Here is a 21,916-nt window from a genome sequence, read left to right on the forward strand (position 1 = left end):
ATGCAGTTAGACGAATCAGCGGCAGCAGACCCTACGGCACTGCGCATCCGGGACGGTTTCAGCGTCCGGGCCTCGCACGAGCAGGCCCGCTTGTGGTTCCTCGCGCAGAAGGCGCCGGAGGACACGTCGTACAACATGGCCTATCGCCTCGCGATCCGCGGCGAGGCGAAGGCCGACGCGATCGAGGAGGCGCTCCACGGTCTGCAAGGGCGTCACGAAATCCTGCGCACGACCTTCGAGCTGAGCGACGGGGAGGTGCGGCAGATCGTCCGGCCGCAGCTTTTCCCAACGATCGACCGGATCGACCTGTCGTCGTCACCCGAGGGCGAGCGCGACGCGCTGGCCCAGGCGCTCGCCCTGGAGATTGCGCGGCAGCCCTTCGACCTTGCCGCCGGGCCGCTGATGCGGTGCCGGGTAATTCGCCTGTCGCCTGACGCGACGTGGCTGGTGGTCGTCATACACCACATTATTGGCGATGGCTGGTCGCACGCGGTGCTGACCCGCGACTTCTGCGCCTTCTACAACGAGGCGGCCGGCGGCGCGCCGGCGACTCGGTTGCCGGAGATGGCCATCCAATTCGGCGATTTCGCCGAGTGGCAGAAGGCGAACCAGTCGTCCGCCGATCTCGAGCGGCAGGTCGCCTTCTGGGTCGACCGGCTCGACGGCGTTCCCGACCTGTCGCTGCCCTGCGCCGGTGAGGGGCCGGCGGACGCGCTCGCGGCCAAGCTGCGCTTCGGCATTGAGCCGGGGCTGCTGGAAACGGTCACGCAGTTCGCGCGGGAGCGGCGGCTGCTGCTCTCGACGCTTTGGCTGACGGCATGCCAGCGGGCACTGGCGGCGATGTCGGAGCAGGACGAGTATCTTATGGGCACGGTGGTCGCCAACCGCCCGCTCCACGACCTCGAAAATCTGATAGGCTTCTTCGCGAACACGATCGCGATCCCGTCGGTGGTTCGGCAGGACGAGCCGACCGACGTGCAGCTCGCCCGTATGCAGGCGCTGCTCCTCGATGTGCAGGAGAACCAGCAGGCGCCGTTCGATGCCGTCATCGACCGGCTGAGGCATCAGCGGCTGTGGCACGCCGACTCGCCGATCGGCGCGCTCTTCGTCCTCCAGAACGCGCCGCATGAAGCGATCCGGCTGGCGGGTGCCAGCGTCGAGGTCGAGCGGGTCACCGCGGGGGCGGCGAAGTTTCCGTTCACCCTGTTCGTGACCGAAGCGTCGGGCGGGGCCGAGTTCGAGATCGAATATGCGACGAGCCGGCTGTCGGCGGCACAGGTCGAGGGGTTTAGCCGGAGCTATCTTGCGATCCTCGCCGAACTGGTCGGTGCGCCCGCGGGCAACGATGCGGGCGAGGGACTGCTGCTGCGCGGCGAACGGCGGCCCGACTGGCTCGGCGCGACGGTGGTGGACCTGATCTGGCAAGCCGCCGCGCTGACGCCAGGCGCGCCAGCGCTGGCCGATGGAGACCAGCGATGGACCCATGCCGAGTTGATCGCCGATGCCGAGGGGTTCGCGGCGGACCTGCTGGCGCTCGGCCTTGCGCCCGGCGCGACGGTAATGACGGTGCTGCCGCGAAGCGGTGCGCTGATGGTCGCGATCCTCGGCATCCTGCGCGCGGGCCTCACCTGGTGCCCGGCCGATCCCGATGCGCCAGACGACTATGTCGCGCAGCTGATTGGGTCGGCGCGACCGGTCGCCGTCCTGTCCTCCGAACCGCTTCGGGGGGACCTGCACTGGGTGCGTCCGCCGGTGCGCGGGGCGACGGCGCGCGCGAGTCCCGAAGCGGCCTTTCCGGCGCCAGCAGGCGACGCCTATCTATTCCATACCTCGGGCTCAACCGGCACGCCCAAGGGCGTGGTGGTGGCGCATGAGGGGCTCGCCAATGTCTGCCGCTGGATTCAACATGAGCTTGATCTGAAGCCGGGCGACCGGGGGCTGTGGAAGACTGCCGTTACCTTTGATGCGGTGTGCCGCGAACTTTTCCCGATCCTGATCGGCGGCGGCGAGCTGGTGGTCGGCCCGCCCGATGCCCAGCGTGACATGCGACTGCTAATGCGGATGCTGCACGACGAAGCGGTGTCGGTCTTCCACTGCGTGCCCTCGCAGCTGCGGGGCCTGGCGGGTGAAGGCCGCTTCCCCGCATCGCTGCGCGCGATTATGAGCGGTGGTGAGGCGCTCGACGCCGCGCTCGCCTCGTCGGTGCTCGCGGCTAACGCGCTGCGGCTGTACAATGTCTATGGCCCGACCGAGGCCACGGTCGATGTCACCTGCTATCGGGTGCAGGGCGACGAGCCGGCCGGGCCGCTGCCGATCGGCAAGCCCATTCCCAATGTCGATCTGGCGATCGTCCGAGGCGACGCGATCCTGCCCGCGGGCTTCCGCGGCGAGCTGTTCGTCACCGGCGTGCAGGTCGCGCGCGGCTATGTCGGGCCGGATCCGGCCGGCAGCTTCCGCAGCCTCGTCGGCCACGGCCACGGCTATGCGACGGGCGACCTCGCTTTCGTGCGCTCGGACGGCAACATCGTCTATGAAGGGCGGGGCGACCGCCAACTCAAGTTCAACGGCGTCCGCATCGAGCCCGCGATGATCGAGGCGACGCTGCGGCAGCATCCCGGCGTCGATGACGCGCATGTGGCGCTGGTCGATGCGGCGGGTGCGGGGACCAAGATCGTCGCCCTCGTCACCCCCGCCGCCGACGCGGATTCGACCACGCCCTCAATCCCGGTCGCCGGATGGAGCGACGTGTTCGAGGACAGCTATGCCGACCTCGATTACGGCGTCGTTCCCGCCGACAATACGCATGGATGGCTGGACAGCAGCACGCGCGCGCCGATCCCGCTGGAAGAGGTGCTCGACGCCATCGAGCAGGCGGCACGGCGCATCCTCCACTGGCGGCCGCGCCGCATCCTCGAACTTGGCTGCGGTATCGGCACACTGGGGTTCCGCCTGCTGCCACATTGCGAAGCCTATCGGGGGGTCGATTTTTCCGAGCGCGCGATCGCCTATGCCCGGCATCATGCGGCGAAGGCGGGCTTCGGCCATGCCGCCTTCGATGTCGGTGCCGCCGCCGACTACGCGCCGCCGCCCGGCGAGCGGTTCGACGCGATCGTCCTGAACTCCGTCGTCCAGTATATGGCCGACCCGGCGGCGCTGGCGGCACTACTCGACCGGCTCGTCTCGCTGCTGCGGCCGGGCGGGTTCCTTTTCGTCGGCGATGTCCGCGATCGCCGGCTCGACGAGCTTTTCGCGTTCTGGAAGGTCAGGCAGCGCGCAAGCGCAGCCGACACCTGCGCATCGGTGCGCCTATCGGCGCGGATCGACGCCCTCAACGACGACGAGCTTCGCCTCGCCCCGGCCTTTTTCTCGAACTGGGCCGCCGTTTTGGGCTTCGCGCCGCCGCTGGTGCAGGTGAAGACCGCGCGCGGCGACAACGAACTTGTCCGCTTCCGGTACGACGTCATTCTGACCCCCGCTGCCGTCGACGACGCGGCGGCCCCAGTGCAGGCGCGCGAGATGATCAACGGCCTGGTCGCGGGGGAGGCGGCGCTCTATCGCGCGGTGGCGGCGGCGGCGCCGGGCTGCTCGATCCGGTCGGTTCTACCCGCCGGCACGGTCGCCGACCTTCCCACGCCCCGCGACGCGCTTGATCGCGTCGATCCGGCCGATCGGGCGCAGCTCCACCTCTGCCTGGCGGGCGCCGCTCCCGACCGCTTCATCCTCGCCGCCGTCCCGGCGGGCGCGTCGCTGGCCGCCTGTTGCCGGGCGGCGGGCGAGATCGCGGGCCCGGACCGGGCGGACGACGCGGAGTCCGACGCCGCCGTGATCCGGTGGAAGGACTTCCTGGCGCTCCAGCCTGCGCTGATGGCGCATCTGGCGGACCATCTACCGGCCAACATGCTGCCGCAGCATCTGGTCCCGCTGCCCGCGATGCCGCTGCGCGCCAACGGTAAGCGCGACCTGGCCACTCTCAACCTGCTGGCTGCCAAGTCGCAGAGCCGGGCGACGGGCCGGCGCGACCTGCCCGAGCCGGGATCGGTCGCGGCGCTGGTCGCCGGGGTGTTCGGTGAGTTGCTCGGCCGGACGTTCTATCTCGACGACAATTTCTTCTTCAGCGGCGGGCATTCGCTGCTCGCGACGCAGGCGCGCAACCGGCTGGAGCAGGCGCTTGGGCAGCCGGTGCCGCTGCGAGACCTGTTCGAGCATCCCACCCCGCGCCAGCTGGCCCACGCCCTGACGGCGGCGCGCGACGGGCAGGCGCAGCGGGCCGAGGCGATCGGGAGGCGGCCCGAGGGCACGCCGCTGGAAGCCAGCCACGCCCAGCGCCGGCTCTGGTTCATCGAGCGGCTGGGTACGGGCACGCCGATCTACAACATCGCCCAGGCGGTGCGCGTCAACGGGCCGGTCGATCTCGACCGGCTCGATCAGGCCATCGGCGAATTGTGCCGGCGACACGCGGCGCTGCGATCCACCTTCGCCGAGCAGGACGGCATGCCCGTCGTGCAGCTGCTGCCGCCGCGGATGCGCGGCAATCTGGAGATCGTCGGCCCGCCGATGGACGAGGCGGCGATCCTGCAGCGGCTGGACGAGGCGCAGCGCGTCCGCTTCGACCTGACCCGCGGCCCGCTGATCCGCGTGATCGCCGCGCCGACAATCGAGGGGCACACGATTCTATGCCTGATCTGTCACCACATCGTTTCCGACGGCTGGTCGATGGGAGTGGCGCTTAGCGAATTGAGCGCCCTCTACGACGCCGCGGTGGCGGGACGGCCCGCGGCGCTCCCGCCCGTCGCGATCGATTATTTTGACGTCGCGGCGCACGATCGCGGGGCCGGCCGGACCGGCCGCCATGCGTCCCAGATCGGCTATTGGACGCGGCAGCTCGCCGATGCGCCCGAACGGCTGGCGCTCCCCTACGACCGGGTGCCGGCGGGGCGCCGGACCTGGGCGGGCGATAAGATCCGCTTTGACATCCCGGCGGACGTCGCCGCGGGCATCCGGCGCCTGTCGCAAGAGGCGGGCGTGACCGACTTCATGACCCTGCTCGCCGCCTTCAACGTCCTGCTGCGCATCCTGAGCGCGCAGGACGACATGGTCGTCGGCACCGTCGTCGCCAACCGCAACCGGCAGGAGAGTGAGGGGCTGGTCGGCTTCCTCGTCAATCCTTTGGCGCTACGCCTGCGCGGCGACGCCGATACGAGCTTTCGCGACCTGCTGGGATCGACGCGGCGGACGTGCATCGAGGCGTTCGAGAACCAGGACGTGCCGTTCGAGGTCCTGCTCCAGCACCTCCAGATCGATCGCAACGCCGACTATCAGGCTGTCTTCCAGGTGCTGTTCGCGATGCAGAACGCGCCTTCGGCCGAGATGCGGCTTGGCGACCTGCCCTGCGAGCGGCTGAGACTGCCTGCGGTTGGCGCGATGTTCGACCTCAGCCTCGAACTGAGCGACCGCGGCGACGGCATGGCGGGCGAGCTCGAATATTCGTCGGAGCTGTTTGCGCCGGCGACTGCGGCGCGCATCGTCGCGAACTATCTTCAGACGCTGCGCAGCTGCCTGGCCGAGCCCGAGAGGCGGATCGGCGACATTGACGTCATCGCCCCCCCCGAGCGGGAAACGCTGGACGCCTTCGCGGCGGGGCCGAAGCTCGTGCCGATCGAGGGCGACACCCTGGTCGGGCGCCTGTACGCGGCAGCGCAGCGACATCCGCGGCGCCCAGCGCTGGTCGAGACGGCGGGCGAGATCGACTTCGGGCGACTTGCCCGGCTTTCGGCCTCGGTAGCGGACGCGCTGGAACGCACCGGGTGCGGCATCGACGACCGGGTGGCGGTGCTGCTCCCCCGCGGCAGCCTCGCCGCGCTGGGGATGCTCGGCTGCCAGTGGCTGGGCGCGGTTCCCTGCTATGTCGACCCCGCATTGCCTGCGGGCCGCCGCGCAGCGCTGTTGCAGGCATGCGGCGCGCGGTGGTGCCTGGTCGAGGCATCGCCGCTGACGGGTGCTTCGCTGCCGGCCTGGTGCGTGGCGGTACCGGTGTCGCTCGACGCGCCCCAAGACGAGGGATTGCCGCTCCCGCCGCCGCGAGCTCGGCCGGTGACGACGGCGTTCGCGACCTTCACCTCGGGGACCACGGGGGAGCCGAAGCTGGTGGCGGTATCGCACGCGGCGATCTGTGCGCGGCTCCAGGCGAACGACCTGCTGTTCGGGGACTTCACCGATCGCGACCGCTTCGCGCACTGCTATTCGTTCAATTACGACGGCGGCATCGTCTGCCTCTACTGGCCACTGACGCGCGGTGCTCCCGTTGTTTTTGTCGATCTGGCGGTGCTCGGCGACGCTGCGGCGCTCGCGCGGGCAATCGCGCAGCAGGCGGTGACGGTGATCGACTCGATCCCGGCGGTGATCTCCAGCCTCTATGCTCCCGACGTCGCCGACGGGCTGAAGGGCGTGCGCCTGGTGCTGACGGGCGGCGATACCTGTCCGCCTGACCTTGCCGAGCGGCATTTCGGCTATAGTGAGGCGCCGATCGCAAACCAGTACGGCCCCTGCGAGGCCGTCATCAACGCCACTACTGCGCTTTATACGCGCGACATGGCGGTCAAGACGCCGATGACGATAGGCCGGCCGATTGCCGGTTGCACGGTCGCCATCGCGGATGCCGTTGGTCGGATCGTTCCAATCGGCGTGCCAGGCGAGCTGTGGATCGGCGGGCCGTATCTGGCCGATGGCTATCTGAATGCGCCCGAAGCGACGCATGAGAAGTTCCAGAAGCGGCGCATGGGCCGCCATGAAGGACGCTTCTATCGCAGCGGCGACTGCGGCCGCTGGCTGCCAAGCGGCGAGATCGAGTTCATGGGCCGCGTGGATCGCCAGATCCAGATCAACGGCATGCGGGTCGAGCCGGGCGAGATCGAGCGTACGATCTACGAGCATCCGGGCGTCGAGTTCTGCCGCGTATCGCGCCTGTCGGCCGGGGCAAGCCAGTCGCTGGTAGCCTTCGTCGTCGCGCAGCCGGCCAGTCTGGCCGGGGCGTTGACCGATCAATGGGAACAGGCGTTCGACGCGCTCTACCTGCCCGCCTGCCGAGACGAGTCGCCGGTCCTCGACTTCACGGGCTGGACTGATACCGCGAGTGGCGACCCTATCCCGGTGGACCAGATGACCGAATGGCTCGACGACATCGTCCGGCTGATCGGCGGCCTCGCGCCGCGCCGGGTGCTCGAGGTTGGCGCGGGGCTCGGCCTGATCGCACTATCGCTGGCCGGGCGAACCCAGGAATATGTCGCGACCGACATATCCGAACGCGCGGTCGAGGCACTGGCGAGGAAGGCCGAAGGACTCGGATTCGCGTCGCTGACCGCGACGAAGGCTGGCGCGCTCGAGGTCGCCTCGATGCTGGCGGGCCGGTCCTTCGACGTCATAGTCGTCAACTCGCTTGCACAGTACATGTCGAGCATCGACGAGCTTGGCGAACTGGTGCGGTCGCTGGTGCCGCTTCTGTCCGAAGACGGCCACCTCTTCATCGGCGACGTCCGCGACTACCGCCTGCGCGAAGCATTCTACCGGCAGGTGGTCGAGGCCCGGCACGCGGGCGAGGGCGATCCGCTCCGGCTCGAGCGGATGGTCGCCCAAGCGCGAATGCAGGATGAGGAGCTGCACGTTGCGCCGCATGCCTTCGTCCGGTTCGCGCGCGAGAACGGGCTGGACGAGCGCGTAGCGATCCGTCGCAAGCCCGTGCGGTTCGACAACGAGCTGGTCAATTTCCGCTATGACGCGCTGCTGTCGCGCCGTGCCGCCGCGGGCGAAGCGCTGGCCGAACGCAACTGGTCGCCGTCGGTGCAACAGAGCCTGCTGGCCGACGCGATCGAGGTCCCCACGGCTGGCCTACGCCTCAACGGCGTGCCGTTCCTGATTGCCGGTCGGCGTGGCGCGGCGATGCGTGCTTCGGCGCTGATCGAGTTGATCGAGGATGCGCGCGCGAAGGGCCGGCAGGTCGAGCTCGCGGTCGGCGACGAGCTCGAGCGGTGCGACGTCATCGTGCATCCGGGCGATTCGCCGCCTCGGCCCCTTGCACGCCTATCGCCCCTGCCCGACAGCGCCCCGCTAGCAAACGTCCCCACCTTCGGCGCCTTCACACAGCGGCTGCGCGAGGCGATCGCGACCGGGCTGCGGCAAAAGCTGCCCGCGCATATGGTCCCTGCAACCTTCGTCATCCTCGACCAGCTGCCGATGCGGGCGGGGGGCAAGGTCGACGAGCGGCTGCTGACGGCGATGGTCACGAGCGACGAATCGGACCGGGGGGCCAACGGCCGCGACGACTTGGCGCTATCGATCATGACCGAGATCTGGCGTCGGCTGATCGGCGTCGACGAAATCCCGCCCCGTGCCGATTTCTTCTCGTTCGGCGGCCATTCGTTGCTCGCCGCCAAGCTGGTTGCGGCTATTGCCCGGGAGTTCCAAGTCGATCTTCCCGTCATCCGCGTCTTCGAGCTTCGGACGCTGGAGCGGATCACCGCCGCGACGCTAGCGCGCCGCCGCAATGGTCACGCGTCGAGCGAGGCCCCGGCGGCGGACGAGACGGTGGAAAAGCTCGTCCGCAACCAGCGCGCGGTCGGCCGCAGGAACGTGGCGCTGGCGCCGCAGGACCGGCATCTCGGCATGGTCCTCAGGCTGCGGCGGCCGCTCGACCCGCGGCGGCTCGAGGATGCACTGGCCGCCGTCGAGGATCGGCACCCGATCCTCGGCTGGCGCTTCAAGCCCGAGGGCGGCTTGGCCGGAGAGAGGGAGGGCCGGCGCTTCGTCGCGTCGGTGCCGCCGGACGCCGACGTGGCTGCGCTTCTGGCACGGCCGCTCGATACGCGGGTCGACGGCGTGCTAGCCTTCGACGCGATCAAGGATGCGGCCGGGGCCGCGACACTGGTGCTCCGCGCCTCAGCTCTGGTCTTCGATGGCACGTCAATCGAGCGGCTGCTGCGCGAGGTGCTGCGCGAGCTTCGCGGCGCCCCGCGCGCGCCGGTGTCCGTGCCTGAAGGCGCGCTTACGTATGCGGAGTGGGTGGCGGCCGAGCAACGGCTCGGCCCGGCGGGGTCGCCGCCGACGGGAGCGGTACCCCGCGCCGAACGGCAGCGCGCCACGACCGAGTTAGCGCTGTCGGCCACCGAGATTGCCGTCGTCGAGCGGTTCGCCGAGCGCTATACCATGACGGTGCCGCCTTATCTGCTAGGCGCCTTTGCCTCGGCGCTGGTTGATACGGGCTTCGCCAGCGCGCCGATGATCGACTGCGCGGTGAGCGACCGGCTGGGCGCGGTGGCGGCGCTCGCGGGGGCAATCGGGCCGTTCGCATCCGACGCGCCGCTGCGCTTCGAAGGCTGCGATCCGGCCAAGCCCGCCGACTATTACGACGCGGCGGCGGATCGCATCGTCGGGCTGGTCGCCGGCACATCCGGCGCGGTGGATGAGCAGGGGGCGGCGCCGTTCGGCTTCTCCTACCGCCTACGGTCGGCTGAAGACTTACGCTTGCTTGACATCGACGTGGCCGCGACGCGCAGTCCGCCCTGGAACGACCTGAAGCTGTCGGTCCTGAGGGGCGACGGCGCGTTAATGGCGCGCTTCTCGTTCGACCCGCTGCGCTTCGATCCGGCGTCGGTCGTCGGGCTCCGCGATCGCTTCGGGGAGCGCATCCTTCATGGCTGATGCCGACGCCCGCACGGTCAGGACCCGTCTGTCGGCCGAGGAGCTGGCGCAAGCGCCGCAGTTCCTGCCGCCGATCGACCCCGGGGGGCGCGCCTTTCGCGACGTGGCGCTGGACACGCTGGCGGCGCACGGCTGGTGCCTGTACCGCGCCGGCATCGGATCGATCGAGGATTTTGAGGCGGTAGTGCTCGGCTTGGGGCTGCCGCTGGCAGCGCACTATGGCGACCTGCCGTCGCGCGGCGGCAGGAGCGGCGTATTCAACACGACGCCCTATCCGCCGTCCGAAGATATCCTGTTCCACAACGAGGCGTCGCATACGCCGAAGGCGCCGCGGTACATTTTCTTCGCCTGCCTGCGCGCCGCGCGCGAGGGAGGCGAAACGCCCTTGTCTGATGGCCGGCTGGCACTCTCGCTGCTCGCGCCGGAAATTCGCCGCGCGCTGGCGGAGAAGGGCCTCGTCTACATCCGCAACTTCATTCCCGGCCTCGACGTCAGCTGGCAGCAATTCTTCGGCACAGAGGATTGCGGCGAGGTCGAGCGCATCTGCCGTGAGCAGGGGATCGAGACTCGTTGGCGGGGCAACGCCGAGCTTGAGACACGCTACCGGACCTGCGCCATCGCTGCACACCCCATCTGGGGCGAGGTGCTCTTCCACCAAATCGCGCTGCATCACCCGGCGTTCCTCGACCCCGACGTTCGCGCCTTCTTCGAGGAAATGGCCGGCCCCGACACGACGCCGCGAAGCGTGCGGTTCGGCACCGGCGAGGCTATCCCCGACGACTGGGCGCACGCAATTTACCGGGCGCAGCTCGACGCCGGGACGGTCTTTCCATGGCATCCGGGCGATATCCTAATGCTCGACAACTGGCGGTTCGCCCACGGACGCATGGCCTTTGTTGGCGAACGCGAGAATTACGTCATGCTGGGTCAACTGCTGCCGCAATCAATGCCGTAGTCATGAATGGATCGATGCTTATGAACAAGATCGCTCAAGACGTGTTCGAGAACGGTTTCGCTGGTCCGTTGGATTCGGGCATTCGACCCGGATTACTCGCGAGTGCGGCCGAGAAGATCGACCGAATGCTCGAAGCGCGCGATGCACACCCGATTTACGGGCGGTTTTCGGTGCGCGACTGGCATTTGATCGATCCTGAAGTCCTCAATCTCTTCACCGACGCGCGCATTGTCGACGCGGTTTCCGATGTACTCGGCAATGACATCCTTCTCTGGCGATCCAAGATCTTCGCCAAGGCTCCCGGCGAGGAGGCGCTTGGGTGGCATCAAGAATGGGGTCCTTTCAACGGGGAGGAGATCGGCAACGACAAACCAGCCCTTTATCCGGCCGAGCATCGCCGCGATGCCCCGTGGAACCTTACCATGTGGCTCGCGCTCGACGACGTGACTTGGGACATGGGGCCGATCCGCTTCGCCCTAGGCACACAGAAGCGGCGCTTCCCGATCGCGATGGAGCCGATCGTCCAATCCGAATTCTATCTCGATCCCTTCCGTGACATTTCGACGCTCGATCAGCTCGTCACCCGCGCGCGGCAGTCGGCGCTGGTTCTCGACATCGACACGTCTGCTTATTTCGACGGCGCGCCGACCAATCTGACGCTCGAGGAAGCCAAGGCGCTGGTCCTCGACAAGCTGCGTGTCGAACGCGGCGCGGTCACGCTGGACTTTGACGAGAGGGAGCACGAAATCGTGTCGGTGCCGATGAAGGCTGGGCAGTTCGCTCTGTTCACTGAGCGGTGCATGCACGGCTCAAGCGCCAATATCAGCGATTGCCGCCGCCTCGCGATCAATGCGCGCTACACCTTTGCCGACACGCTGATCTATCCGTTCCGCCAGTCGGACGAGCCGTTCGACGGCTCGAACCTCGATGTCAGCAGCCATCGCTGCGTGCTCGTGAGGGGACGGTCGCTCGACCCGCGCAATGCGGTTGCGACGCCGGAGGAGCTCCGCGGGGAACAAGCCTTCGTCTGACAAATGCGGGAAAGTTGCCGGAGCGCGCAGCCTCGGCTACCGCCGGCGACCCTGGAGTGGCTCAGGTATAGACCAGGCGCAGGAGCAGCCGATCGGCGCTTTCGGGGGTCGTGGCGCGATGATAGGTCGAGTTGTCCATGACGAAGCCGGTTCCGGCCTTCCCCTCGATCATCGTTTCATTCTCACCGCCATAATGACGCCTGAGCACGTCGGCTGGCTGCGAGTAGCTGAAGAGCATCGGCAGCGTCTTCCTCCTGTGTGATTTCTTGAACATTACATGCGCGCCCGACGTGCGGTCGGTGTCGGTGAGATAGAAGGCCGCCATTACGAAGTTAAATCCGTGCAGATCGAAATGATAGTCGATCGCATTTCCCTGCCGCATCTGCTCCTCGAAGCTGAGGGCGGTCGCGAAACTCCAGTAAAGCTCAAGGTCGCTGAGGCGCTTGGGCCAATATCCCAGATATCGGCTGACGACCTCGAGCAGGACCGGATCATTGACGACCCGTGACACGCACTCGTGCTTTAGCAGTTGCAGCTTCCGGCTCTTGTATGCGGTCCCGAGTGAAACTAGCTGCCCGTCGCGAAGGCGCCCACCGTCGGACACTTCGGACTTCAGGAAGGGTTGGGAGCGGACCGAGTTCTGGAGGGGCAGGGCGCAGGCGAGATCGTAAATTTCGCGTACCAGCGCGGGCGGGAGATCAAAGTCAAGCGACAGGCCGTCCTGACGGAGTTCCTCGACGCTGCGACTGGTGTCGATCGCCTCGAAGAGGCTCTCGGACCGCGGCTTAAAGAAGGACTGTGGGTCCTGAAGCTCAAGCGATCGGCGGCCGTCGACCGACTGGCGAAGCCGCTGCGAGTAGCTATAGGCCACGCGAAAGCTACGAAAGCGCGCCATCACGAACATCGGGCCGATCCCGAAGACGCGGCGATGGACCGTATTAAGTAGGATTGAGAGCTTCTTGCTACGCTTACGCAACCACCTGGATATCATTGCCACCTCACCACGGCTGTACGCGCAAAACAGGGCGCCCGCGCTCGAAAAACGGCCCGGCCGACATCCTCCTTTTCGGAAAGAGCCAGCCGGGCTGGGCCTGCGTGAGGCAGAACACGCCCTTACCCCGCGGATATCGCATGATTGCTAATCAGGCGCGCGGCGTTGGGCAAGACCACCTCGAGTTGGCCCCCGTGCGTGAGAAGCTTCAGGATGTCGATTTTGCAATCGATCTCCTTCAGCTTCAGCTCGGGATTATTGGAAAGATAAGCATTTACCACCCCGATATCGGTGCCGTCGACATCGATGTAATCGAGCTTGGCGGTGGCCAGGCCGTCATCGCTCACCCCGGTAAGCCGGATCCTGGCGGGCCAACCCTGACCAGGGATCTTCACGTCGATGAAATCCAACAGGTTCAAGCCGGCGAAGCCCGACATCCCAACAGTGCCGGTACGATCTGCCTGCGAAGAAAGGCTCATCAGCTTCTCCTTTGCTTAATGTCTAACACTAACTTTGAGGGAGGTACAGTACGGCGCCGTTATCTGCGTCGATTATGCAAGTTTGGCTGGTTCGCTTCGGATGACTTTGATCGTGTATCCGCTGACGTGCTCGCCAAATCTCTCCACTCATAAGTAGAGTCCTAGCTTGCCAGGATGCCCTGGCGGTGTTCCGAAACCGCGGCCAGAAGACGAAATCCACGACGTCGCCAAGAAATGCAATCTGGCCGTGTCCGAAAGCGAAAACCTGATCGAAGACGTCGCGCATTCGCTGGCCGAAGGGCAGGTCGTCGCGATCCATCAAGGGAGTTTGCAATCCGGTCCTCGCGCGCTTTGCCATCGCAGCATCCTCGCAAGCCCGCGCGAGGGGGAAATGGGAGGCTACATCAACGCCGAGGTCAAGCACCGCGAATGCTTCCGGCCTCTGGCTCCTGTGATGAGATTGGAAAGTGCGCCGCGCTACCTCGAAATGTCGGGTGAATCGCCGTTCATGCGACGCCGGGTCTGGGTGCGACCCGAATGGCGCGAAACGCTTGGTGCGATTACCCATGTTGACGGATCGGCGCGGGTTCAGACGGTGACTCGCGAGCAGAACGAGTTCATCTCTGATCTGCTGGCTGCGATGGAGCGGATCGACGGTCTCGACGTGTTGTTGAACACGTCCTTCAATGGTGCGGACGAGTCCATCGTCGAAAGTCTTTCCGACGCTTGCGCCGCGTTCAGGAGAATGAAGATCGATAAGCTCATCGCGCCACCTTTCATTCTGACCAAGGCTTAGGGTCAGGACCCCTTGATGGCGCGTCTCGATCTGATTCAGGCTCCGTGAGGAGACCGGAATGAGCGACGTGTTTTTCGATGGGGCTGACCCTAAGGCGAGCCAGCCGGAGCGCGCAAGCGAGGCTTCGTCGTTGATACTCTTGACCCCACTGCCCAGGCCATAATCGTATCAAGGACATGTCGCGGGAATGGCGGCGAATCCTGCCCGTTATTAACGACAGAAGGCCTTCGCGGGACGTTCCAAACTACTCATTTGCTCACAATGAGGAGTCTTTTATGCCAATCGACAAGAAGATGGAGGCCCGACCGGGAATCGAACCCGGGTGCAAGGATTTGCAGTCCTCTGCGTCACCACTCCGCCATCGGGCCTCGACGTCGGGAGGCGGGCACTTGCTCGGTTTTCGCCCCGCGGTCAACCAGGTTTCCGCCCTCGCTCCACTGTGGGCCAGAAAATGGCGGCGGTCGCTTGGCGGCATCGCGCGTGCGAAGTACATAGCAGCGTTCTCAACTAGTGTATTGCACGAATAATACAGACGTGCGACAGGAGCATCATGGACGGTTCGGCAGATACCCTTCGGTTCGAGGAAATGCGCGCGGCGATGGTGGCGAGCCAGCTTCGCACCAGCGCTGTCGACGACTCGCGGGTGGTCAAGGTGATGGGCGAGGTCCCGCGGGAGCGTTTCGTACCCGCCGCCGCACGTCCGATCGCCTATTATGATCGCGACATCGCGCTGGGCAATGGCCGCGCCATGAACGCGCCGCTCGCCTCCGCGCGCCTCATCAACGAGGCGGAGATCGCCTCGACGGACCGGGTGCTGCTGATCGGTGCGGCGACGGGCTATGTCGCAGCGGTGATCGCGGAGCTCGCCGGCTCGGTGGTCGCGCTCGAGGAAGATGCGACGCTCGCCGCCCAGGCGCGCGAGGCGCTTGCCGGCATGGCCAATGTCACGGTGGTCGAAGGGCCGCTGGTCGAGGGCTGGGCTGAGGGTGCGCCCTATGACGCGATCGTGATCGACGGCGCCGTCGAGTTCGTGCCGGACGCGATCGTGCACCAGGCCAAGATCGACGGCCGGGTGACGACGGGCGTGATCGACCGGGGCGTCAGCCGGCTTGCGGCCGGGCGCCGCAGCGAAGGCGGCTTCGGCTTGGTCGATTTTGCGGATGTGGACTGTGTTGTGCTGCCGGGGTTCTCCAAACCGCCCACCTTCCAGTTCTAAAGCCGCGCAAAACCATGGGGGGGAGTATGCGCGCGTTTCGTTGGATCGCCGGGGTCAGTCTCATTGCCTGTGCGGCATCGTCCGCCCAGGCGGAGACGCTGCGTGAGGCGCTGGTGCGCGCCTACAGCAGCAACCCGCAATTGACCGGGGAGCGCGCGAACCTGCGCGCCACCGACGAGGGGGTGCCGCTGGCGCGGGCCTCCGGCCTCCCGCAGTTGAGCGCCGACGGCTCCTATAGCGAGAACGTGCTCAACACGGCGAACAACAGCATCGCCCAGCCGCAGCGGACGGCGGCAGCGGGGGTCAACCTGTCGGTGCCGCTCTACAGCGGCGGCGCGGTGCGCAACTCGGTGCGTGCGGCCGAACGGCGGGTGGAGGCGGGGCGCGCGAACCTGCGCAGCGTCGAGGCGAACGTGTTCACCCAGGTGGTAGCCGCCTATAACGACGTGCTGCGGGACGAGGCGATCGTGCGCCTCAACCAGCAGAACCTCCGCGTGCTGGAGGTGAACCTCCAAGCCTCGCGCGATCGGTTCGAAGTCGGGGACCTGACCCGTACGGACGTCGCCCAGTCGGAGGCGCGGCTCGCCTCCGCTCAGTCGCAGCTCCGCAGTGCCGAGGCACAGCTGATCACCAGCCGCGAGAATTACGTCGAGGTGACGGGTGCCCCTCCCGGCATGCTGGCGCCCCCGCCCGAGCTGCCGAACCTGCCGGGGAACCCGCAGGGCGCGGTGTCGGTCGCCGTCGACAACAATCCCTCGCTCCAGGCCGCCCAGCGCGAGAGCGACGCCGCCGGCTTCGACGTTCGCGTCGCGCGCGCCAGCCGCCTCCCGCGGGTGGCCGCGGTGAGCGGCGGCAGCTATTCGACCGTTCTCAACTCGATCCCCGACATCAACGGCATCCGCATCTCGCCGGACGGTGCGTCCGTCACGGCCGGCCTGCAGCTGTCGGTACCGCTGTTCCAGGGTGGCGGCCCTGCCGCACAGGTCCGGCGCGCGCAGGCGGTGGAGAGCTCGGCGATCGAGCGGGTGACGCAGGTCGAGCGGGCAGTCGTTTCCGACGCGCGCTCCGCGTTCGCCGCCTGGCAATCGTCGTTGCGCGTAATCGAGTCCTCGGAAGTGCAGGTTTCCGCCAACCGCCTGTCGCTGGAGGGTGTCCGCGCCGAGAACAGCGTCGGCACGCGCACCATCCTCGACATCCTCAACGCCGAGCAGGAGCTGCTCAACTCGCAGGTCCAGCTCGTGTCGGCGCGGCGCGACGCCTATGTCGCCGGCTTCGCGCTGCTCGCGGCGATGGGACGGGCCGAGGCGCAGGACTTGGGGCTGGACGGTGGCGCCCTGTATGACCCGACCACCAACTACAGCCGGGTGCGCAACCGCATCTGGGACTGGGACAGCGATCCGGCGCCCAAGCCCATCGCCACCACGACGGTCGGCACGCCCGCCCAGACGCCGGTCGTCACCCGCGAGCTGGAGCCGGAACTGCGGCACGACGTGAACCCCTATGGCATCACGGACGGCGCCGACGCCGCCAATCGTCGGGGTGGCGATGCAGCGACGCGCCCCGTTGACACCAATCGTGCAAACCCCGACAGCTGATCGGTCAGGAAGACGGTAACCATGAGGTTCGCGGTGGGGGACATGAGTACCGAGACGTCGATGGAGGACATCCTCTCGTCGATCAAACGGATCATCGCCGAGGAAGGCGACGGTCCCGTCTCGCGCGTCCGCAAGCCGGTTCGTACGCCAGCCCCGGTGTACGACGAGGACGACGAGGATGAGGTGCTGGAGCTGAAGGACGCCGTGAGCGATCCGCTGCCCCAGCGTTCCGCCGCCGCGCCGGCTGCGCCGGCTCCCGAGCCTGACCGAACGATCCTGTCCGACCGTGCTGCCGAGGCGAGCCGCGGTGCGCTCGAAGCGCTGTCGCGGATGGTGGTGAAGCCGGAAGCTCCGGGCGCGGATTCGCTCGAAGCCCTGGTGCGCGAGATGCTGCGCCCGATGCTGCGCGACTGGCTCGATGCCAAGCTGCCCGCGATCGTCGAGACGATGGTCGCGCGCGAGATCGCCCGCATCAGCGGCCGCGAGTAAGCCGCTCCCCGTGCGGGCGCGCTTGCGTCCGCGCGGTGGCTGCGCCATGCGCTCGGCCATGACCGAGCTTGCAAAGACCTTCGATCCCGCCGCCATCGAGACGCGCTGGTACGCGCATTGGGAAGAGCAGGGGCTGTTCCGCCCCGAGCGGCCCGGTGCCGAGCCCTGGACGATCGTCAACCCGCCGCCCAACGTGACGGGCAGCCTGCACATCGGCCACGCCCTCGACAACACGCTGCAGGACATCCTGGTCCGCCACGCGCGGTTGCAGGGCAAGGATGCGCGCTGGGTGGTCGGCACCGACCACGCCGGCATCGCCACGCAGATGGTGGTCGAGCGCAACCTCGCCAAGGAGGGCGTCAAGCGCACCGACCTCGGCCGCGATGCGTTCGTGGACAAGGTGTGGGAGTGGAAGGCGGAGAGCGGTGGCGCCATCACCGGCCAGCTGCGCCGGCTGGGCTGCTCGATGGATTGGGCCAATGAGCGCTTCACCATGGACGAGGGCTTCTCCAAGGCCGTCCTGAAGGTGTTCGTCCAGCTGCACCGGGACGGGCTGCTCTACCGCGACAAGCGGCTGGTGAATTGGGACCCGCATTTCGGCACCGCGATCAGCGACCTGGAGGTCGAGACCCGCGAAGTGCAGGGCAGCTTCTGGCATCTGCGCTACCCGCTCGCTGACGGATCGGGCGAGATCCGCGTCGCCACTACCCGGCCCGAGACGCTGCTCGCCGACATGGCGGTGGCGGTGCATCCGGAGGATCCCCGCTACACCGCGCTGATCGGCAAGCAGGTGCGCCTGCCGATCACCGGCCGGCTGGTGCCGATCGTCGGTGACGAGCATGCCGATCCGGCGCTCGGATCGGGCGCGGTCAAGATCACGCCGGGCCATGACTTCAACGACTTCGAGGTCGGCCGGCGCGCCGGCATCGAGGCGCGCGACATGCTCAACATGCTCGATGCCAAGGCGCAAGTCACCCAGACCGCCGACGGGCTGATCCCGGCCGAGCTGCTCGGCCTCGACCGGTTCGAGGCGCGCAAGGCGATCGTCGCCCGGTTGAAGGAAGAGGGCTTCCTCGTCCCCCACGTCGACAAGGACGGCGGCGAGCACGACGCCGAGCCACGCACCATCCAGACGCCCTATGGCGACCGCTCGGGCGTGGTGATTGAGCCGTGGCTGACCGACCAATGGTACGTCGACGCCAAGAAGCTCGCCCAGCCGGCGATCGAGGCGGTCCGCTCGGGCAAGACCCAGATCGTGCCCAAGAGCTGGGAAAAGACCTATTTCAACTGGATGGAGAACATCCAGCCGTGGTGCGTCTCGCGCCAGCTGTGGTGGGGTCATCGCATCCCGGCGTGGTTTGCCGAAGACGGCCGCGTGTTCGTCGCCGAGACGGAGAAAGAGGCGCAGGCGGAAGCGGGCGAGGGCGTGGCGCTCACCCGCGACCCCGACGTGCTCGACACCTGGTTCTCCTCGGCGCTGTGGCCGTTCGCGACGCTCGGCTGGCCGGAGAACACCGACCCGACTTTGGGCGGGCGCTATTCCAACGACGTGCTGATCTCGGGCTTCGACATCCTGTTCTTCTGGGATGCGCGCATGATGATGCAGGGGCTGCACTTCATGGGCGATGTGCCGTTCCGAAAGCTCTACCTGCACGGCTTGGTGCGCGCCGCGGACGGCGCCAAGATGTCCAAGTCCAAGGGCAATACCGTCGATCCGCTCGGCCTGATCGACCGCTATGGCGCGGACGCGCTGCGCTTCTTCATGGCGGCGATGGAAAGCCAGGGCCGCGACATCAAGATGGATGAGAAGCGGGTCGAGGGCTATCGCAACTTCGCGACCAAGCTCTGGAACGCATCGCGCTTCGCCCAGGCCAACGGCATCACGGCCTCCACCACGCTGGAGCCGCCGGCAGCGACGCTTGCGGTCAACAAGTGGATCGTGGCGGAGACGGTCGCCTGCGTGCAGGCGGTCGACCTCGCCTTCGCCGACCTGCGCTTCGACGGCGCGGCCAATGCCATTTACCAGTTCGTGTGGAGCCGCTTCTGCGACTGGTATCTCGAGCTCATCAAGCCGGTGCTGCAAGGTGAGGGTGCCGAGGGCGCCGACGAGACCCGTGCGGTCGCGGGCTGGGTGCTCGATCAGATCCTGGTCATGCTCCACCCGTTCATGCCCTTCATCACCGAAGAGCTGTGGCATGCGATGGGCACCCGCTCGAACGACCTGATCGTCGCGCGCTGGCCGATCGCCGACGCGCGCGCGCTCGATCCGGCGGCGAGCCAGGAGATCGACTGGGTGATCCGCCTGGTGAGCGAAGTGCGCGCCGCGCGTACCGAGCTCAACGTGCCGCCGGGCGCCCGCCTGCCGATCCACGTCCGCGATGCCTCGCCGCTGACGGCCGAGCGCTTGGCGGCCCAGGGGAATGTGCTCGCGCGCCTTGCCCGTGTCGACGTGGCGACCGGTGCGGTTCCCGCCGGCGGCGCGCTGCAGATCGTGGTGGACGAGGCGACCTTCGTGCTGCCGCTGGAAGGCGTCGTCGACCTGGAGGCCGAGCGCGCCCGCCTCACCAAGGCGATCGCCGCGGCGGAGAAGGAGCGGGACTCGCTTGCCGCGCGGCTCGACAACCCGAGCTTCGTGGGACGCGCCAAGCCGGAGGCGGTGGAAAAGGCCCGCGCCGACCACGCGGACAAGCAGGCGGAAGCAACCCGCCTCCAGGCGGCACTGGGCCGGCTCGGCTAAGGTCCCGCTGCGGGAGCAGGGCCACGGGCGTCAGCGCTCTTGGCCCTGCTCCCCTGCCTTTGCAGGAGCACTAGTCTTCAGCGGCGGGGGCAAACCTCCAAAAATCCCGTGCTCCAGCGAAAGCAGGAGCCCAGAGCCGCAAGCACCGGACGTTGCGATAAACAAAAGGGGCGGCCCCCTCAGGCCGCCCCCTTCCGTTATCGCCGGCAGCTGTCGCCCGGCCCCGCGTCCAGATCGAGGCACCGTCCGTCGATCTCCCCCGCCGGCACCGGCAGGTGGATCAGCGCGGCGAGCGTCGGCAGGATGTCCACCGTCTCGACTCCCAGCGGCTGCTCGAACGGGGTCATCCCCTTGCGCCAGAACAGCATCGGTACCCGCCGGTCATAGTCCCAGAAGCTGCCGTGCGAGGCGACCGTGGAACCCACCGGCAGCGGCACCGGCGTGACGCGGGGCTTCAGCGGCACCAGCAGGTCGCCCGAACGCTCCGGATCGAACGAGGCGCGCGCGCGCTCCAGCAGCGACCAGGTCTGCGGGTCGGTGTGGCCCGGCATCCGCGTCGCCAGCACCTGGGCGCGGGTGAAGACCGCCTCCACCTGCGGATTGGCGGAAAGCCGGGCGATCGCCTCGCGCTCCACCGCGGCGCGCTGCGCTGCGGTCAGCTTGATGTCGTACCAGATGTCGCCGTTCACGCCGCCCAGCAGCACCGGGCCTGCGATCCCCAGCTTCCGGCCGATCTCCTGCCCGATCACCTTCACGTCCAGCGTGCCGCCCTGGCGGGTCGCATCGGGCATGGCGTGGATGGCGTGGCGCTCGGCGATGTCCTGGCCGCCATGGTCGGCAGTCAGCACCACCTGATAATCGACGCCGGTCGCGTCCAGCACCGCGAAGAAGTCGCCGAGCGAGCGGTCGAGCGACAGCATCTGCAGGCACATCTCGCTGCCTTCGGTGCCAAAGCCGTGGCCGACGTAGTCGGTGGCCGAAGCGCCGACCGAGATGATGTCGGTGGTCTCGCCCTGGCCGAGCTTCATGTCCTGGATCAGCCCGGCGGCAAGCGCCAGCACGGCCCCGTCGAACTCGGGCGAGCGGCGGAAGGCGTTGGTGTCGCCCGCAGCCCGCTCGAACCGGCCGGTGCCGACCGTGCGGGTGCCGACCTGGATCGGCTGCGAACGCGCCTGGCACAGCGCCGGCAGCTCGAGCGCCGGCTGGGCCCGGGCGATCTGCGCGGCGACGGCGGCATTGGCCCGTTGGACCACGGCGGGCATCGTGCGGCCGGCATAGGACACGAAGCCCTTGCCGCCCCACCACCACAGCTCGTCCACCTTGTGGCCGCCCATCATCACGGCCGCGCGATCCTTTCCGGCGACGGAGACGACGCGGGTGGCCGGATTGGCGTTCTTCATCCGCTCGCCCAGCGTCGGCACCTTCAGGTGGCGGTCCGACACCGTATAGTCGTCGGAGTTGCTGCCCGGCACGGTCTCGTCCTCGGCGCAATAGATCTTCTTGTCCGCGCGGGCCGCCTTCTGGTCGTACCAGTCATTGGCCATGATGCCGGTGCGATAGGGCCGCGAGCCCGTCAGGATCGTGGAGTGGCCGGGGCAGGTCTCGGTCGCGGCATGGCTCTGGTAGCCGGAGGGGAACACCGCCCCGTCCAGCAGCCGCGCAAAGCCGCCGGTGAAGCGATTGCGATATTCGGCAAAGAGGTTGGCGGAAAACTGGTCGACCGAGATCGCGACGATCAGCTTGGGGGGCGTGGTCGGCGCCGCAGCGGGGGCCGCTGGCGCCGCGGGGGCTTCCTGCGCGCGCAGCGGTGCCATCGCGGTGCTGCTGAGCAGGCCGGCCGCAATCAGCGACGCGAGCGGACGAACAAGACGCATGAACTAAACTCCTGAGAATGGCAGGGGTGCATCCGGGATGGGACAGGGCTATCCCCGATCGCA

Annotated in this window: 11 protein-coding genes and 1 tRNA gene; 8 read left to right on the forward strand and 4 right to left on the reverse strand. The window is 67.7% G+C overall.

All coding sequences use genetic code 11. The features are described 5' to 3' along the window. The 3 genes from ABDZ92_RS15185 (at position 1) to ABDZ92_RS15195 (ending at position 11,676) form a co-directional block, all read left to right on the forward strand. Positions 1 to 9,690 (forward strand): condensation domain-containing protein, encoded by a 9,690-nt coding sequence (locus ABDZ92_RS15185; protein ID WP_343763744.1) that lies wholly within the window; start codon positions 1 to 3, stop codon positions 9,688 to 9,690. A 103-nt stretch (positions 9,691 to 9,793) separates the two neighbouring features. Then, positions 9,794 to 10,645 (forward strand): TauD/TfdA family dioxygenase, encoded by an 852-nt coding sequence (locus tag ABDZ92_RS15190; protein ID WP_343763747.1) that lies wholly within the window; start codon positions 9,794 to 9,796, stop codon positions 10,643 to 10,645. Positions 10,646 to 10,665: 20 nt separating this feature from the next. Continuing rightward, positions 10,666 to 11,676, forward strand: a complete 1,011-nt coding sequence (locus ABDZ92_RS15195) for a phytanoyl-CoA dioxygenase family protein (RefSeq protein WP_343763750.1) — start codon at positions 10,666 to 10,668, stop codon at positions 11,674 to 11,676. Between the two features lie 61 nt (positions 11,677 to 11,737). Here ABDZ92_RS15195 and ABDZ92_RS15200 read toward each other — a convergent pair whose 3' ends face one another. Beyond that, complete coding sequence (locus tag ABDZ92_RS15200) at positions 11,738 to 12,580, reverse strand: phytanoyl-CoA dioxygenase family protein (RefSeq protein WP_343763753.1); 843 nt, start codon at positions 12,578 to 12,580, stop codon at positions 11,738 to 11,740. 209 nt (positions 12,581 to 12,789) lie between these two features. Then, positions 12,790 to 13,146, reverse strand: coding sequence for a hypothetical protein (locus ABDZ92_RS15205; RefSeq protein ID WP_343763757.1), 357 nt, complete (start codon positions 13,144 to 13,146; stop codon positions 12,790 to 12,792). Positions 13,147 to 13,393: 247 nt separating this feature from the next. On the opposite strand from ABDZ92_RS15205, the gene ABDZ92_RS15210 reads away from it, so the two are divergent. Further along, entirely contained in the window at positions 13,394 to 13,942 is a 549-nt protein-coding gene (locus ABDZ92_RS15210) for a carbamoyltransferase C-terminal domain-containing protein (RefSeq protein WP_343763761.1), read from the forward strand. 294 nt (positions 13,943 to 14,236) lie between these two features. Here ABDZ92_RS15210 and ABDZ92_RS15215 read toward each other — a convergent pair. Further along, positions 14,237 to 14,310 (reverse strand) — tRNA-Cys (locus tag ABDZ92_RS15215). Between the two features lie 182 nt (positions 14,311 to 14,492). Between ABDZ92_RS15215 and ABDZ92_RS15220 the strand changes: the two genes are divergently transcribed. Genes ABDZ92_RS15220 through ABDZ92_RS15235 form a run of 4 tightly spaced genes read left to right on the forward strand, consistent with a single transcriptional unit; the run spans position 14,493 to position 19,979 of the window. Then, a complete protein-coding gene (locus ABDZ92_RS15220) occupies positions 14,493 to 15,158 on the forward strand; it encodes a protein-L-isoaspartate O-methyltransferase family protein (RefSeq protein WP_125960276.1) in 666 nt (221 codons plus the stop codon). A gap of 26 nt (positions 15,159 to 15,184) precedes the next feature. Beyond that, on the forward strand, positions 15,185 to 16,753 hold the full coding sequence (locus ABDZ92_RS15225) for a TolC family outer membrane protein (RefSeq protein WP_125960275.1): 1,569 nt from the start codon (positions 15,185 to 15,187) through the stop codon (positions 16,751 to 16,753). 33 nt (positions 16,754 to 16,786) lie between these two features. Then, positions 16,787 to 17,242: a DUF2497 domain-containing protein gene (locus ABDZ92_RS15230; protein WP_425542297.1), complete on the forward strand. Its 456-nt coding sequence runs from the start codon at positions 16,787 to 16,789 to the stop codon at positions 17,240 to 17,242. Between the two features lie 58 nt (positions 17,243 to 17,300). Beyond that, positions 17,301 to 19,979, forward strand: coding sequence for a valine--tRNA ligase (locus tag ABDZ92_RS15235; protein ID WP_125960273.1), 2,679 nt, complete (start codon positions 17,301 to 17,303; stop codon positions 19,977 to 19,979). Positions 19,980 to 20,176: 197 nt separating this feature from the next. On the opposite strand, the gene ABDZ92_RS15240 is transcribed toward ABDZ92_RS15235, so the two are convergent. Then, positions 20,177 to 21,853 carry an alkaline phosphatase family protein gene (locus tag ABDZ92_RS15240; RefSeq protein WP_125960272.1) on the reverse strand — a complete coding sequence of 559 codons (1,677 nt, stop codon included), beginning with the start codon at positions 21,851 to 21,853 and terminating at the stop codon, positions 20,177 to 20,179. Positions 21,854 to 21,916: the final 63 nt, after the last annotated feature.

It is taken from the genome of Sphingomonas molluscorum, from assembly GCF_039522995.1.
In the GTDB taxonomy this organism is placed as follows: domain Bacteria; phylum Pseudomonadota; class Alphaproteobacteria; order Sphingomonadales; family Sphingomonadaceae; genus Sphingomonas; species Sphingomonas molluscorum.

What these genes read in the sequence shown, in the direction of transcription:
- ABDZ92_RS15225 (WP_125960275.1), top strand. Translation starts at nt 15,185, where the DNA reads ATGCGCGCGTTTCGTTGGATCGCCGGGGTCAGTCTCATTGCCTGTGCG.
- ABDZ92_RS15220 (WP_125960276.1), top strand. Translation starts at nt 14,493, where the DNA reads ATGGACGGTTCGGCAGATACCCTTCGGTTCGAGGAAATGCGCGCGGCG.
- ABDZ92_RS15195 (WP_343763750.1), top strand. Translation starts at nt 10,666, where the DNA reads ATGAACAAGATCGCTCAAGACGTGTTCGAGAACGGTTTCGCTGGTCCG.
- ABDZ92_RS15200 (WP_343763753.1), bottom strand. Translation starts at nt 12,580, where the DNA reads ATGTTCGTGATGGCGCGCTTTCGTAGCTTTCGCGTGGCCTATAGCTAC.
- ABDZ92_RS15240 (WP_125960272.1), bottom strand. Translation starts at nt 21,853, where the DNA reads ATGCGTCTTGTTCGTCCGCTCGCGTCGCTGATTGCGGCCGGCCTGCTC.
- ABDZ92_RS15205 (WP_343763757.1), bottom strand. Translation starts at nt 13,146, where the DNA reads ATGAGCCTTTCTTCGCAGGCAGATCGTACCGGCACTGTTGGGATGTCG.
- ABDZ92_RS15235 (WP_125960273.1), top strand. Translation starts at nt 17,301, where the DNA reads ATGACCGAGCTTGCAAAGACCTTCGATCCCGCCGCCATCGAGACGCGC.
- ABDZ92_RS15185 (WP_343763744.1), top strand. Translation starts at nt 1, where the DNA reads ATGCAGTTAGACGAATCAGCGGCAGCAGACCCTACGGCACTGCGCATC.